Source organism: Methylocaldum sp. GT1BB, from assembly GCF_051027545.1.
Taxonomy (GTDB): domain Bacteria; phylum Pseudomonadota; class Gammaproteobacteria; order Methylococcales; family Methylococcaceae; genus Methylocaldum.
The window spans coordinates 3478352-3493689 of record NZ_CP194902.1; the positions used below are offsets into that span (position 1 = coordinate 3478352).

The window sequence follows — 15338 nt, forward strand, 5'->3', positions numbered from 1 at the left end:
ACATGTAGAAGGATCGGTATGGATAGCCGCTATCCAAGACCTCAACTGCGGCGCCCCGACTGGATATCGCTGGATGGTTCGTGGCGCTTCCGGTTCGACGATGAACTGGCTTTCCGGGTACCGCGCGACGTGCCCGACTGGCCTTTGACCATCGAGGTGCCGTTCGCCCCTGAAAGCCAGCGGAGCGGTGTCGCCGATACGAGTTTTCACCGGGCGTGCTGGTATCAGCGGGAGTTCGATCTTCCGGAAAATCGCAGCGGCAGGGTTCTGCTGCACTTCGGCGCGGTCGACTGGCAGGCTCGGGTCTGGGTCAACGACGTCAAGGTGGCCGAACATCAGGGCGGGCATACGCCCTTCGGCGCCGACATCAGCTTCGCACTGGCGCCCGGTCGCAGGCAGCGCATCACGGTGTGGGCCGAGGATGACCCTCATGATCTCGAAAAGCCGCGCGGCAAGCAGGACTGGCGGCTGGAGTCCCACAGCATCTGGTATCCACGTACCACCGGCATCTGGCAGACCGTGTGGCTGGAATTCGTGGGCGACAACTACATCGAAAAAATCCGCTGGACGCCCAGCGTGGAGCGCTGGGACATCACCTTCGATGCTTACGTCACCGGGAGGCACCCCGATGAGACTTATGTCTCCGTATGTCTCCGCTGCGGTGCGCAAATTCTCGCGAACGACACCTATCACGTCATCGGCGGCGAGGTGCATCGACGGATCGGGTTGTCCGATCCCGGCATCGACGACTTCCGCAACGAACTGCTCTGGTCTCCTGAATGGCCTACGCTGATCGATGCCGAAATAAAGCTGCTCTGCGAAGGGCAAGTGGTCGATCAAGTGTATTCCTACACCGCTCTGCGGTCTGTGGGCGCACAGCGGGAGCGCATTTTGCTGAACGGCCGGCCTTATGTTCTGCGCCTGGCCTTGGACCAGGGCTACTGGCCGGATTCGCTGATGACCGCACCCACGAGCGATGCGTTGAAGCGCGATGTGGAGCTGGCCAAGGCCATGGGCTTCAACGGGGTGCGCAAGCATCAGAAGATCGAGGATCCGCGCTACCTGTATTGGGCCGATGTGCTGGGCCTCCTGGTTTTCACCGAAATGCCCAGTGCCTATCGATTTACCCACAAGGCCTTGAATCGGCTGCTGAGAGAATGGACCGAGGTCATCGAGCGCGACATCAGCCATCCCTGCGTGGTGATTTGGGTGCCTTTCAACGAATCCTGGGGCGTTCCCGATCTGCCCGCGTTGCCGGCGCCGCAGGATGCGGTTCAGTCCTTCTATCACCTCACCCGGTCTCTGGATCCGACCCGTCTCGTCATCGGCAATGACGGTTGGGAAAGTTCCGCCACCGACATTATCGGCGTACACGATTACGACGGTAACCCGGACCATATCCGCGCCCGTTACGGACCCGAGGTCAAATTGCAGGAAGTGGTCGACCGGCGCTGGGCCGGAGGGCGCATTCTGACCCTGGATGGGCACCCTCACCGCGGCCAGCCGGTGCTGCTTTCCGAGTTCGGCGGCGTGGCTTACATTCGGCCCGGAGACGAACGCTACGACCGTGGCTGGGGCTATCAACGCTACGACGATCTCGAGGAATACAAGCAGCGCACCTGCGCCATCATCGAGGCGGTGCGCTCAACCGCAATGTTCAGCGGCTTCTGCTACACGCAGTTCGCGGACACATTCCAGGAGGCCAACGGCCTCTTATTCGACGATCGCACTCCGAAGATGCCGGTGGAAGACATAGCCCGCGCGGTGCGCGGAAACAATTATGTACACCCGTGATCTCATGAAAGCGGACGGCCGCACGCTGAGCCTGTACAGCCGTCGGCCCATCGCCTGGAATATCCAGCCCTCGCTGCTGTCCGCCCCGGAAGGGCTCAATCCCCACCTCCGCTGGCATCCCCTGCGAGGCGAATGGGTGGCCTATGCTGCCTATCGGCAAGGGCGCACCTTTCATCCGCCGCCGGAGTACAACCCTTTTGCACCCTCGGACGATCCGGACAATCCCACCGAACTGCCCTGCGGCGACTATGACATCGCCGTGTTCGATAACCGCTTTCCGGCACTGACCGGGAAGGCTCACGATCCGCCCGAAAGCCTGGTCAGCACCCTTCCGGCCAAAGGCCACTGCGAAGTCGTCGTGTTCACCCAGGACCCACAGAGTAGCCTAGGCCGATTGCCCTTGGATCACATCGAGTTGCTTCTGGAAGTCTGGGGGCGCCGCACGGAAGTCCTCGCCATGCGCCGGGATGTGCGTTATGTGTTGCCTTTCGAGAATCGCGGGGCCGAGGTAGGCGTGACCCTGCATCATCCTCACGGTCAGATCTATGCCTATCCCTTCGTGCCGCCGTTTCCCGAGCGCATTCACCAGAACGAAGCCGAGCATTTCGAGAAGACCGGCGGTTCGTTGCTCCAGGAATTGATCGCAGCGGAGGCTAAGAGCGGCGAGCGGGTGCTGTATCTCGGCGAGCACGCGATCGCATTCGTGCCGGCATGGGCGCGCTATCCGTACGAAGTGTGGGTGGCCCCCATTGTCGCGGTTCCGTCGTTCTTGGCTTTGAATTCCGAGCAGCGGGCCGATCTGGCCGCCGCCCTGAAAACGGTTCTGCTCAAATACGACGGGCTTTGGCAGCGGCCATTCCCTTATCTCATGGCTTGGTACCAGGCTCCGGTCGATCGGCGCCAGCATCCGGAGTGCCATCTCCATGCCGAGTTCTATCCGCCCTACCGTACCGCAGACCGGCTGAAATATCTGGCCGGCACCGAGCTCGCCGCCGGCATGTTCGCGAATGACGCATTGCCGGAAGAAAAGGCAAGGGAACTCAAGGCGATAGCGGTGGCTTGGTGAGTAATGAATGATGGGAGCAGACCACCTCAAGTTCTCCGAACTGTACGGTTCCGAACCCGAGCTCGAAGCCGGCGCGCCGGGCCGGGTGAATCTGCTCGGGGAACACACCGATTATAACGACGGCTATGTTCTTCCCACCGCGATTCCGCAGAGGACCCAGGTCGAAATGGCACGGAGCCAAGACGAATGGTGCCGATTTTATTCGGCGAATTTCGACGAACTGGTTCGCTACCGCGCGGGCGGCGCCATTGCCCATGGGTTCACCGGCTATGTCGCAGGTTGCCTTGAAGTACTTCGGGAAGCGGGCTGCGCCATAGCTCCGGTGAACCTCCTGATCCGCTCGGAGGTTCCGATCGGGGCAGGGCTATCCAGCAGCGCGGCCCTGGAAGTCGCGGTGCTGAGGGGATTACGCGGTTTGTTTCAGCTCGATATAGACGACCTCGCCATCGCTCTCCTGGCCCAGCAAGCCGAAATCCGGTTCGCCGGGGTCCGTTGCGGCATCATGGATCAGATGGCGGCGAGCTTCGGCGATGTCTTGCACATGCTGTTTCTGGACACCCGGACGCTGGAGCGCCGCTTGCTGCCCCTGCCGGAGCACGCCGAACTGATCGTGCTGGACAGCGGCGTGCCGCGCCGCCTGGCCGCTAGCGCCTACAACCAGCGGCGCCAGGAATGCGAGGAAGCCGCTCGCCGATTGGGTGTCATGGCCCTCAGGGATATCGGCGACCTTGCGATAACGGAGAGCCTGCCGGAACCTTTGAACCGTCGCGCGCGTCACGTCTTCAGCGAAAATCAGCGCGTGCTCTTGGCGGTGTCCGGCGTATCGGCCGAGGAGTTCGGCGAGCTGATGAATGCGTCCCATGCAAGCCTCCGTGATGACTACGAGGTGTCGGTTCCGGCCCTCGATCTTCTCGTGGAGCTATTGCAAAAACAGCCGGCCGTCTACGGCGCCCGGCTCACCGGCGCAGGTTTCGGCGGTGCCTGCGTGGCGCTGGCGAAGGCGGGGCAAGCCGCCGCGGTGAAGGCGACGGCCCTTGCCGCCTACCGCGCTCAAGGGCATGACGGCCGCGTGCTGGTGTAATCCCGTGCCCCCGTAGCTCTTAATCGACCGCAATTCATACAACGAGGCTGCTGAATGACGACCGATCACATCGCTCCGGCACTTCTCAAGTCCTTTTGGATGGCAGGATTCGAGGGAGCCAGCCATATCAATTCATCCGGCAAGCGTCTGGACATGGTGCATTCCACGCACCATGACCTCCTGGTGGACAGCGACTATGCCATGCTGCGCGAAGTCGGGATTCATGTCGTTCGGGAAAGCGTACGCTGGCATCTGATCGAGCGCGGCGGGCGATTCGATTTTTCCTCGCTCGCTCCCATGTTGCGCGCGGCCAACGAGCACGGCGTCCAAGTCAACTGGACCCTTTGCCATTATGGCTGGCCGGACGACCTGGACCTGTTTTCGCCGGCTTTCGTGCATCGCTTTGCCCGCTTTTCCGCCGAAGCTGCGCGCTTCATCGCCGATCACAGCAATGCGGAACCCGTATATTCGCCCATCAATGAAATATCCTTCATCTGCTGGGCGGTTTGTCATAGCGATTTGATGTACCCGTACGCGGTTCACAGCAAGGGCCGGGACAACGAACTGAAGCGCCAGCTCGTTCGGGCCGCCATCGAAGCGATTGAAGCGGTGTGGGAAGTGGATCCTCGTGCGCGCATCATCCATATCGATCCTATCATCCACATTATCGCGCCGCCCGGCCGCCCCGATTTGGAAGACGCGGCGCGGGCGCAGCGCGCTTCCATGTTCGAGGCTTGGGACATGTTGCGCGGCTCCCGCGACGAGGATTTGGGCGGGGACCCGAAGTACCTGGACATCATCGGCGTCAACTATTATCACTCCAATCAGTGGGAGTATCTAACGAATGACCGTCTCCACTGGCATCTCGGCGATCCAAGGCGGATGCCGCTGCACCGCTTGTTGCAAGAGGTGTACGAGCGTTATCAGGTCCCCATGATCATCGGCGAGACCAGCCATGTCGGCGCCGGTCGGGGGCAATGGATACGGGAAATCGCCGAAGAGGTGTGCGGGGCGCGGCAGTTGGGTGTACCGGTGGAAGGCGTCTGTCTGTACCCGATAGTCGACCGCACCGACTGGGAAAACGACCATCACTGGCACAATAGCGGACTATGGGACGTGGAACCCGACGAAGAAGGCGTTTTGCGGCGGGTGATCAATCAGGCGTATCTGGACGATTTTCTGGAGGCGCAACGCCATTTCAACCGGCAAGAATGCAAGTTGCAGCATCCGGAGGCGCAAGCCGGCCTTCGGTGAATGAAGCCGATTCGGCCTGCCGTCTGCGGACGGTTACAGCGGGTATTTTTGCGTATGAGGAGGGCGGTTTTTGCCCGTTGCGAGGCTCTTCCAGGCTGAGTGAGGCGCCTCGCAACGGGAGTGTGGCCTGGCTTACTTCTTGAAGCGGCGGTATATGGAGATTGCTAAATGGACGGCTTGATCAAACAGGCTCTTGCCGAGGTTGGCTCCATAGATGACGACGTCTTTCGAGCTCATGCCTTTGAAGCGCTGCTTGAAATTGCTCACGGCAAATGGTGTCGCGAACAAGCCGAGGGCTAGGCCGATAATGAATGTGCCGGTATTGGACGAAGATTGAGGCGCCGGCAGCGGTTGAGCCGCTGTAGGTTGAGTAACTGCAGGCTGCGCCGACGTAGTAGCCGCTATTTGCGTTGGGCCGTAATTGTCGGGAATGGCGAAGTCGGTCAGACCGGGGATACTGGGAAACGTGCCGCCGCCTTTCCCAACGACCAGCTGCCCTTTCATTCCCTTTTCCATGTGCTGGGCGATGTCGCAGTGCACCAGATAGGTCTTGTCTTCCTTGGGCACGATCAGCGTACCGCTTATTTTGGCTGGGCCGGTTACCTCCAAGTGGAACATGCCCTTGTCGTACAAATACTTGGGCAATCCATGCATCATCCATTGATGGCGAATATTGTCCTCGTTGATGAAGTGCACCGTGAGGCGCGTACAGGGCTTAATGCGCCACTCCTGCTTGTCGAACGCGAACATGGTGCCGGGAAATTTCTTTGAATACTTGTGCCCGGCCCGTACGGTGATCTCTTCGTCCCCGCTGATCTTGTCGCAGCCACCGGGCAGCTTATCCTTGTTTTGGCCCATGACCATGCCGCCATCCATATCCATGAGGTGGCCATCACCGTGATCCATCAATAACTTATGTTCTACGATTTCCTGCTGTTTCGCGGCATGGGCCGACGAAGCGGTCAGAAAAGCGCCGAAGATTATGAGATGCGTAAACTTTGACATGACGTTCGACTGCCTCAATGCTTGCCTTTGGCCTGGGACGCGAGTTGGTTGATTACAGCGAGTACGCGTTCCCGGTACAGATAGAGCACATAACCCGCAATACCGAACAGCAGTCCATTGAAAAGGCTGCCCAGCGGATTGGATGACGTATCGGTGGCGACCACGTCTGGCGCAGATTCAACTCCGGTCGTTCCGGTCACGCTTGCCGCAGCCGCTGTTTGAATGCCTGCAGGCTCAGCCAAGCTGCCCCAGTCATCTGCCCAGTCTTGCCATACGGGTATTTTTCTCTCCCAAAATTCCTTGGTGAAATACGGAGTCAAATCCATGCCGTGAGTTTTCGGCGTGCCGTTTTCCTCTAGATAAGACTTGTACACGATGAGACTGATGCTGCCGCCTTCGCCCATGCCGTCGGTGGTGAAGGATCTTTCGACATGGTCGTGGAACATCCATATACCGGACCCGAAGCTGTGCAAGCCGTCATCCGTCGTATTGATCGACAGGTCCAGCCGCTGGGCCGGCGCCATCATGTAAACATCACGGGTCACCTGAGCGCTGGGGTTCTGTTCGACACCATCATAATGAGTTTCGGTCGCCTTGTGGCCATGCGTATGAAGCGCAAGCGTCTCGGTATGGCCGTTCAAAATGCGCAGCTTGATCTTCTCGTTCGGGTTAACCGTAATGAGCGACTCCCGAAGCGTGTACGGGAAGGAGCGTCCGTTCAGTAGAAAATAGTCGTCAGTCGCGTCCGTGATGTCATACTCCTGGTTCATCGCTCTCGCGATCAGGCGGGGATCGTTGGCTGCCTGCGGAAGTTTATGCAGATCTTTGTCGACCGACTGATAGTGCAGGTCGTATTCCTGGCTGAATTTTTCCAATACCGCTACGGAGGGATGGCGGACTTGGCCGGCGCCCACGTTAAAGGTTTGAACCCAGTTGTTCGGCCGGTTCTCTTCCACTATAAACATGCCCGCGAGCCCCATCGGAATATGCGTATGAGGTTGGACGTGGCAGTGATAATACATAGTGCCGGGCTGACGTGGCCGGATCACGTAGGTCTTGCTTTGGCCCGGCATGATATCCATTTGGCTGGTTTGGCCAACGCCATCGTTGCCTTCGCCGCCGTGGTCCATGAAGGGGTGGTCGACGCCGTGAAGGTGTATCGAGTGAGGGAAGTAGTGGGTATTCTCAACGACCAGCCAGACCACGTCGCCCTGCTCGACGCGTATCGGCGTGGAGGGCATGCGCAGCATCGGATTTGCTTCCACGCTTGCGAAGCTACGCGTCGACATATCGCGGGTTTTCGGAGCGAAGACCCAGAAGCTGGGTTGTATGCCGGGTGCGATATCGAAGGTGGGTACTACGCCGGCGAAATCCGGCGAGTGCCCGTTTACTTCCATGATTTCGACTTTAATGATGATATGGTCGGGGTCACCGTCGCCATCCATATCATTGGTTTTCGTGATCGCATCCGCAGCTAAGCTGGACGTATCCATGATCGTTTGCATGGATATGTTGTTGGTTCCCTTCACGAACGCCGCGATGTCTGCCGGATTATCCGCGTTGCAGACCCTCGATTCTTGAATGTTTACGCCTTCGATGACTTGAGCTTTGCGCCATTCGCTAGGAACCCCGCTGTTGCAGAAAGGTTCTGCTTGGCCGAGTTGGACTTTGGCGCTGGGCGGTGGAGAAGTAACGGCTCCGGCACTGGTGGATAAGCTCAACAGGGCCGAACCAAACAAGAATACGAGGGAGCGTGTCTGCATTTTGAGTACCGTTGGGAACAGAGATTCGAAGACTTGACTAAGATTGGCGACGGCTTGCGCTTAGTCAATCGATCCGACCTAAAAGTTCCTAAGAGGTCTTTTTCAACATCCGATCTACGGCGCCTTTGAACGACGCATTGGAAAGATAAAAGATATAGCCGGCCGCAATCAAAATGACGGCAATGACCAAGTAAGTGCTGGTCGAAGGCCCGGATGCGGAGGCTCCGACACTAAAGGGTACGTGGGCGTCCACCTTTTGCCCTTCATTGACCAGGGTCACATGGGCCAAGTACTTACCAGGCTCGGTGAAGTTGATTGTGGTGTTGGCGGTGCCGGTCGGATAGGTCGACGGCTCCTTGTAAAAGACGCGGGTTCCTTGCGGTTCCTTGGTGATTTCAAATTCAACCGTCATGTTTCGCAACGCCTTCCCTTCGTAATCGAATACCAGGGTGGCTGAACCAACTTCGGGAATGGAATCGCAGTATTCGGTTGTTCCAGTCAACTGCGGTTGGTAAGCGGTGAAATGGACCCAGTGCGGGCCGACCGGAATGCGGCAAGCATCCAAATCGACGCCGGAGGCTCCTCCGTGCGCCCAGCTCGATACGGGGATCACGGCGGAAACGAGCAGGCTCAGAGCGAGCAAGCACTCTTTGAAGCAAATTAGTTTACGCATATCTCTTCCCTCACTTGATGGATTATCGGATTTTTGTATTACGTTGTTGAAGCGGGCCTAATGGAAGGCTCGTAGTTTCTCGACTTCCCCTCGCCTCCGAATGAGCTAAAGGAATAGGTAAATATACATAAGCAGGGTGCCATGCACAATGTTTCGGTCCAACGCACGCCGCGTTGTCTGCTTCTTACCGTTTGGATTGGCGCTAATCCGGTACAGCAGAACGAATTGGTATTAAAGACAGATATTCGCGAATTTAGTTTTGAGACAAGTCAATAATTCACCGCTGGAAAACCTTTCAACCGCTTTTCGATACGGAACGATTCTTAGTTGAAAGCTAAGCCAGAGCGAGGGGAGTTTCTAATCGTTGCCATGCCATCGAGCATTGGCCAGCAAGAGATCAAGCTGGCCGACACGCTCCAGGGCAGCGAGGTCGTCATAACCCCCTACATGAGTTTCGCCGATGTAAATCTGGGGTACCGTGCGGCGTTTTGTCCTTTCCATCATTTCGATGCGGAGTTCCGGCTCCAGGTCGACCCTGATCTTTTGGATATTCTCGACGCCTTTTTTCAAAAGCAAGCGCTCCGCCATGACACAATAGGGGCAGAAGGCTGAGCTGTACATGATTACATTAGCCATCCAATATTTTCCTCGAATGTGCGGCCAGCGTTCAGAGCCGTCCCATATTCCATCGATGTTCGAAATTTGGTTTCTTCGCCATCAAGGCAGCCGAGTTCACCAAAAAAACCCGTTTGATACTATCCGCGACAGGACCGTTTTCTGCTCGCTTTTCCGAATGAGTCTTGCAGATCATGCGCCGACGTGCGTCACACTCGATTCATCGGCGAACTCGTGCTTTATCGCGGGCTCGAGTTTGATATATTAGAGAATTCTAACATGAGGCTGCTATGACCACACATCGTTTAGTAAGAATTTTCGCAGGATTTTTTGTTTTGCTATCGTTGGCACTTGGCGCGGAAGCCAGCCCGATATTCGTAAACAAGAACTGGCTTTGGTTTACAGCATTTGTCGGAGCCAACTTGTTTCAGAGCGGATTTACCAAAATTTGTCCTTTGGAAACCATTTTAAAGAGACTTGGATTCAAAGAGTTCTGAAAACGGGGAACCCTTCCTCCTAGCGGAGCTGTCTAATTTTATTCGAGGACGTCGACTTCCAGGCGATGCGGTCGTGTGATCGCGTGGGACGCTCCATGACGAGGGAAACCGTAGCCGACGCCGTGAAGTTGCTTTATGAAGGGGCATCTGTGCGGGAATCGCATCGGAGGCATCGATTATCGGCGTTGGTCGGGCTGCAATTTCAGCTCGGATGTTTGTTCGGATTGTCATGGACGGAGCGTCGCGATGGACAGCATCTGGTTTTCGATCGCTCGGAGAGTGCTCAACAGTGTCATTCTGGCTGCTCTGGCGGCGTGCGCCGCTCACGAGCCGAAACAGCTTTACGCAAATGCCAAACAAACCACCGCAACGGTCAAAGAGATCGATTTGCAAAGCCGTCAGGTCTTTTTGACGGACGCAAACGGAAACGGATTCGCCGTACACATCGACCCGAAAGTTGAAAATCTCGCCAAAATGAAAGTCGGCGATCAGGTGACCATCGGTTATTACGAGGCGCTTGCGGCCGAGATCAAAGATCCCGGCGAGGGTGCAAAGGATGTCAAAGTTGGAGAAGGAAGCTCGATAACACAGTCCGGAGAGCGTCCGGGCGGATCGGTAGGGCGCTCGGTCAGGGCGACGGTGAAAGTCTTGTCCGTCGATCACGATGCGAACAGAGTGACGATTTCGAGCCCGAGCGGTCGCGTGCACACGGTTGAGGTGCGAAATCCTCAGCTCCGAAAGTACATAAAGAACTTAGGGGCAGGGGATGAAGTGGAACTTACCTACACTGAAGCGGTCACGATAACCGTGGAGCCCGTTGAAGACTGATTTTCACAACCCCGCCCTCAAACCCGATCGATCTTTTTCGACGCTCCAAAACTGACATTGTCCCAATTACGCTTTATTCTGTAGAGCATATTCTTCGGTCCGGGAGCAGGCCGCAATGCCGTTAAGTTAAGACGAATGACGTCACCCCGGCAGGGAAGGGTGGCTTCGGTGCTCCCGAAGACACCGTTTGCGATTGGAATGCCGGGGTCCAGACGCCAAGGACGGCAAAGGCCTCTCACGTCCTTGTGCACTGGATTCCGGCAATCCCTGCCGGAATGACGGCTTAACTTAACGGCATTGGAGCAGGCCGACGGAGATATCGCTCGTCGATGCCGTTTTTCTCGAATTGCAAATTTCGTCACCAAAGTTGCTGGTAATAAAATGAAAAAGACATTACAGAAATTCTTTGGCTATTTTCTTATCGGTGTATTGGGTGTACTTCCCATCGTTATCATCCTACAGATCGTAATCGCGGTCGAAGGATTGCTTCGAGACTTCGTGTTGAGCATCTTCGGGCGTTACGAGAACTTCTTTATCCCCATAGGCTTGTTTACGACGGCCATTTTGGTCCTGACGTATTTCGGTTATTTGCTCAAGCAGGATAAAGCGCATGTGTGGTACTACCTGGAGGGTCTGCTTAACCGTATTCCGCTGCTCGGCACGATATACCGGGTTACCAAAAAAATACTGAATCTGTTTCGGGGCGATGAGAAGGAAAAGCTGCGCGACGTGGTTTACATCGAGTATCCTAAGGAAGGCATTTGGGTGCCGGCCTATGTAACCAACCGGGTCGACGATTACCTGGTGCTGTATGTTCCGACCTCGCCGAATCCGACCTCGGGCTTTACCGTAATCGTCCACGAATCGAAGGTCAGAGTGTCCGAGATGAGCATCGAGGAGGCGTCGAGTTTCGTCATCAGTCTCGGCGTGGACATTCCCAGACCCAACGAAGCATCCCGCCTCGAACTGAACGCCGATAAGGCGTCGCAATGATCGCCGTTTCCGGTTGATCGGGTATTCGATTCATGGCCGACTTCCGAGGAGAAAAACGTATGGCTTCCGCTACCGCCCGTTTGAAAGAGCTTCTTGCCTCGCCTGGTATCCGCATTATGCCGGGCTGCCACGATGCCATATCGGCCAAATTGATCCAGGAGTCCGGTTTCGAGATGGGCTTTATGAGTGGTTTTGCCGTGTCCGGGGCGCGCCTCGGTCTGCCCGATACCGGCTTGATTTCCTACGGGGAACTGGTGGAACAGGGCCGGAATATTTGTGCCGCCGTCTCTATTCCGATGTTCGGCGATGGGGATACTGGCTTCGGCAATGCACTCAACGTAAAGCGCACCGTGCAAGGCTACGCTCGGGCGGGATTTGCTTGCATCATGATCGAGGATCAGCTGGCTCCGAAACGTTGCGGTCACACCCAGGGAAAGGCGGTGGTGAGCCGGGACGAAGCCGCAATGCGAATCCGTGCGGCGGTTGACGCACGCAATGCCGGCGACGACATACTCATCATGGCGCGAACCGACGCGCGGGCCGTGTTAGGTTTGGAGGAAGCCATCGCACGCTGTCGATTATTCCGGGAGTTGGGCGCCAATATCACTTTTCTGGAAGCTCCGGAAAGCGTCGAGGAAATGCATCGCTACTGCGCCGAAGTTGACGGGCCCAAGATGGCCAACATGATCGAATACGGCAAGACTCCGGTCTTGCCGCCCCAACAGCTGGAGGCGATCGGCTATAAGATCGCGGTATATCCTCTAACCTTGCTGAATGCCGGCATCCGCGCCATGCGTGAGGCTTTGAGCAGCCTCAGGCAGGGGCGGATGCCGGAGAACATCATGGAATTCGAGGAGTTGAAAGCGGCTGTCGGATTTCCTCAGTATTACGAGGAGGAGCACCGTTATCAGTATTGAAGCGAAGTTCAGGCACGCCGCTCGATGCGATACGCCGGTCAAGACCGGATTTCCAGCAATCATCTTCGGATGGTGAGCGCGCTCGGATGTCGGACAAAGATCGAATAATCGCCGCGTCGACGCGATAGCCAACCCCGTGCTTCGACGTTCCGGCGCAGATAGGTCTCCAAGGGAGGGAATAGGTTAAGGTTTTCTCTCGGGATGCGGACTTCGAATCGATCGGAAAATCTCAGCCGGAAATAGCGCTTGCTTTCGACGATAGCGGATGGTGCGCCTGTCAAACGCTGCCAGCCGCGTTGCGTCGGCCGCACAGTCAGCGCTTCCACTGGCTTCGGCCGGTAATCCGGCATTCCCCAAATGCCGCGTTTAGCCAGTTCCGCCCGACTCTCGGCCTGAGTCAAGGCTTGGGCATATTTGAGATTGGGCGGATGAATGTCTACGAAAGCCAAGCCCGCTTCTATCAACGCCAGGTTGATGTGTTCGCCGTTGTCGGCGAAGACATGGGCCAATAGCCGCCGGTACTTGTCCCTAAGCTCCATATCATGCTCCAGGCGCACCGTTCGGCCCGTCAAGCGCCGTTGGAGCCAGAGCTTTGCCTCTTCGCCTCCCGCTTCACCGATCTTCCTGGGGCTGTCCACTTCCGGTGTGTTGATTCCAAGCAGCCGGACTTTCTCCCCATTGTCGAGCAAGACGGTGTCGCCGTCGAATACCGCTTTTACCGCGTGAACCGCTGGTGCCGCCTCGATATTTGTAGGTTCGGCACCTTCGGCGGCATGATCGGAGTAATGAACGCGCCCTTTCTCGTCCTTCCAGCGGAAAACTTCATCGCTTTGCGCCGGGCCGCAGAGAATCGGCAAAAAGGCCGCGACGATCAGGAAGAGAGATCGAAGGCGGATCGGTGGTGATTTTTTCATCGGTATGACGATCGGATCCATGGCCACATTTGAGCGACAAGCCTTGAATGGTCGGAAAATGAGATCGACTTGCTTGTGTGTATTGCCAGAGCGGGGATATTCTCCACGTCAGGATCGTTGGCGGCGCGAGTGTAACATCCTGAGAATCGGTCCAGGAAGTATGGGGCATCAAGGCTATTACGACCATGCAGCGGCGATTTTCCGATCTTAAGAACAAGACCTTCGATTTGCTGGTCGTCGGTGGCGGCATTTATGGCGCCTGGACGGCTTATGATGCCGCCTTGCGCGGATTGTCAACGGCTTTGATCGACCGGGGGGATTGGGCCGGAGGTACGTCTTCGGCATCGACCAAGCTGATCCACGGCGGGCTGCGTTACGTCGCGCAGGGGCATTTCGGACTGGTTCGGAAATCGTTGAACGAGCGGCAGCGGCTGATGCGGCTTTGTCCGCACCGGGTCGAAGCGCTACGTTTCGGTGTCCCGGTTTATCGCAAAGATCGCTTGGCATCCTGGCGGCTTCGTCTGGGGCTGTCGATCTACGATCTGCTGGGAAGTATCGCCGGCTCGGAAGCACGCCACGAGCGTTTGAGCGCCGAGGCATTTGCACGTCGTTTCCCGTGGCTCCGCGTTACGGATTTGGATAGCGGGTGGGTTTACGGAGATGCGCAGACGGACGATGCCCGCTTCGTGCTGGAATTGGTGGACGGAGCCTTGGCAGCCGGTGCCGTGGCGGTCAACTATTGCGGTGCCATAGCTTACGAAGAGCGGCACGGGCGAGTGACGGGCGTCATCGTCAAGGATCAAGTGACAGGGGAGCAGACGCCGGTGCATGCCCGCTGTGTGGTCAACGCCACCGGTGCATGGGTGAAAGATGCGCCCGGTTTTTCGCCCAAGGCCTGTCGTCTGTGTAAAGGCGTTCATCTTATCTTGCCTCGTTTGCCCGGTAGGGATGCCTTGCTGTTCTTTTCGGAAACGGACGGCCGGGTGATCTTTTTGGTGCCGTGGTATGGCCTAACGCTGCTAGGCACTACCGATACGGATTATGCGGGCAATCCCGAGGATGTCGACGTGGAGCGGGAGGATGTCGATTATTTGCTGCGATCGGCAAACCGTGTGCTCGGCTCCGTGCAATGGCGCGAAGAGGATATACTCGGCGGCTTTGCCGGTCTCCGGGTGCTGAAGGGCAAACAGGGGCTCGCGCCATCGGCGCTGAGTCGCGAGTGGACTTTGAGAGAGTTGAATAATGGCGTGCTGGTCTCGGTGGGCGGCAAGTTTACCTCGGCGCGTTACGACGCCGCGGCGATCGTCGATAAAGTTTGCCGAAAGCTGGGTGTTCGACGCCCTTGCATGACAGCGGGTCTGGCTTTCCCTTGGGCTCCCGACCAAAACTATTCGGAATGGCTTCGGAACTCGGTGGAGCGGGGCCGGAATTTAGGGCTCGGAGCCGAAGAGATTCGCTGGTTGGGTTTCCGCCATGGCAGGCGGATCGAGGAGATTTTCCAATCTATCGAGCGGAACAACGCCCTGGGTTCGCGTGCTCTGTCGGACTTGCCATTCATTGTCGCCGATCTTTTTCATTGCGCCCGTAATGAAATGATCGTTCACTTGGACGATCTCCTGCGGCGTCGTTCGCCCTTGCTCGTTCTACATCGCTTTTCTCCCGACGAGATGGAAGCCATTGCAGCCGACATCGCTCCGATCCTGGAATGGGACAAAGCACGTCAAAGACTTGAAATCGGGAAATGCCTGGATAGTTTTCCTAGATTCCGGAAGCGGGTTTAACACCGAAATCCGTTGCGCACGCATCCGGCCGGTACGGAGCAGTCCACTCTCCGGCGACTTGCCCGGCCGATCTCCGGTTACGCTCCTTTTGTAACAATCAACCGATCTGGAGGCGAATTTCCGTGGCCGGGCGGAATCCTCCCGCCGGGAGGCTCTA

14 protein-coding genes are annotated in these 15338 nt (G+C 57.1%); 9 read left to right on the top strand and 5 right to left on the bottom strand.

Translation table 11 applies throughout. The features are described from left to right. Positions 1-18: 18 nt before the first annotated feature. The 4 genes from ACR2TX_RS16940 to ACR2TX_RS16955 are packed head-to-tail and all read left to right on the top strand — an operon-like array spanning position 19 to position 5195. Positions 19-1794 (top strand): glycoside hydrolase family 2 protein, encoded by a 1776-nt coding sequence (locus ACR2TX_RS16940; protein WP_434130260.1) that lies wholly within the window; start codon positions 19-21, stop codon positions 1792-1794. Next, positions 1781-2860, top strand: coding sequence for a galactose-1-phosphate uridylyltransferase (galT, locus tag ACR2TX_RS16945; protein WP_077731590.1), 1080 nt, complete (start codon positions 1781-1783; stop codon positions 2858-2860). The genes ACR2TX_RS16940 and galT overlap by 14 nt, the downstream gene beginning before the upstream one ends. A 7-nt stretch (positions 2861-2867) precedes the next feature. Next, positions 2868-3941 carry a galactokinase gene (galK, locus tag ACR2TX_RS16950; RefSeq protein ID WP_434130262.1) on the top strand — a complete coding sequence of 358 codons (1074 nt, stop codon included), beginning with the start codon at positions 2868-2870 and terminating at the stop codon, positions 3939-3941. A 54-nt stretch (positions 3942-3995) separates the two neighbouring features. Then, positions 3996-5195 (top strand): hypothetical protein, encoded by a 1200-nt coding sequence (locus tag ACR2TX_RS16955; protein WP_434130264.1) that lies wholly within the window; start codon positions 3996-3998, stop codon positions 5193-5195. 132 nt (positions 5196-5327) lie between these two features. Here the strand turns inward: ACR2TX_RS16955 and ACR2TX_RS16960 are convergent, their stop codons facing one another. The 4 genes from ACR2TX_RS16960 to grxC all read right to left on the bottom strand — a co-directional run bounded on the left by ACR2TX_RS16960 (position 5328) and on the right by grxC (position 9272). Then, on the bottom strand, positions 5328-6200 hold the full coding sequence (locus tag ACR2TX_RS16960; RefSeq protein WP_347257971.1) for a cupredoxin domain-containing protein: 873 nt from the start codon (positions 6198-6200) through the stop codon (positions 5328-5330). A 14-nt stretch (positions 6201-6214) separates the two neighbouring features. Then, positions 6215-7963: a multicopper oxidase domain-containing protein gene (locus ACR2TX_RS16965; protein ID WP_434130266.1), complete on the bottom strand. Its 1749-nt coding sequence runs from the start codon at positions 7961-7963 to the stop codon at positions 6215-6217. Positions 7964-8051: 88 nt separating this feature from the next. Then, a complete protein-coding gene (locus ACR2TX_RS16970; protein WP_077731587.1) occupies positions 8052-8636 on the bottom strand; it encodes a hypothetical protein in 585 nt (194 codons plus the stop codon). Between the two features lie 357 nt (positions 8637-8993). Continuing rightward, the gene (gene grxC, locus ACR2TX_RS16975; protein WP_434130268.1) at positions 8994-9272 is read right to left on the bottom strand and encodes a glutaredoxin 3; all 279 of its coding nucleotides are present in this window, start codon (positions 9270-9272) and stop codon (positions 8994-8996) included. Positions 9273-9541: 269 nt separating this feature from the next. On the opposite strand from grxC, the gene ACR2TX_RS16980 reads away from it, so the two are divergent. The 4 genes from ACR2TX_RS16980 to ACR2TX_RS16995 all read left to right on the top strand — a co-directional run bounded on the left by ACR2TX_RS16980 (position 9542) and on the right by ACR2TX_RS16995 (position 12486). Next, the gene (locus ACR2TX_RS16980) at positions 9542-9748 is read left to right on the top strand and encodes a YgaP family membrane protein (RefSeq protein WP_434130270.1); all 207 of its coding nucleotides are present in this window, start codon (positions 9542-9544) and stop codon (positions 9746-9748) included. Positions 9749-9994: 246 nt separating this feature from the next. Beyond that, on the top strand, positions 9995-10576 hold the full coding sequence (locus tag ACR2TX_RS16985) for a hypothetical protein (RefSeq protein ID WP_434130272.1): 582 nt from the start codon (positions 9995-9997) through the stop codon (positions 10574-10576). A gap of 381 nt (positions 10577-10957) precedes the next feature. After that, positions 10958-11569 carry a DUF502 domain-containing protein gene (locus ACR2TX_RS16990; RefSeq protein ID WP_077731583.1) on the top strand — a complete coding sequence of 204 codons (612 nt, stop codon included), beginning with the start codon at positions 10958-10960 and terminating at the stop codon, positions 11567-11569. A 59-nt stretch (positions 11570-11628) separates the two neighbouring features. Then, entirely contained in the window at positions 11629-12486 is an 858-nt protein-coding gene (locus tag ACR2TX_RS16995) for an isocitrate lyase/PEP mutase family protein (RefSeq protein WP_434130274.1), read from the top strand. A gap of 59 nt (positions 12487-12545) precedes the next feature. Here the strand turns inward: ACR2TX_RS16995 and ACR2TX_RS17000 are convergent, their stop codons facing one another. Next, the gene (locus ACR2TX_RS17000) at positions 12546-13400 is read right to left on the bottom strand and encodes a thermonuclease family protein (protein WP_434130276.1); all 855 of its coding nucleotides are present in this window, start codon (positions 13398-13400) and stop codon (positions 12546-12548) included. A 185-nt stretch (positions 13401-13585) separates the two neighbouring features. Here ACR2TX_RS17000 and ACR2TX_RS17005 point away from each other — a divergent pair, with 185 nt between their 5' ends. Further along, positions 13586-15181 (top strand): FAD-dependent oxidoreductase, encoded by a 1596-nt coding sequence (locus tag ACR2TX_RS17005; RefSeq protein ID WP_434130278.1) that lies wholly within the window; start codon positions 13586-13588, stop codon positions 15179-15181. Positions 15182-15338 lie beyond the last annotated feature (157 nt).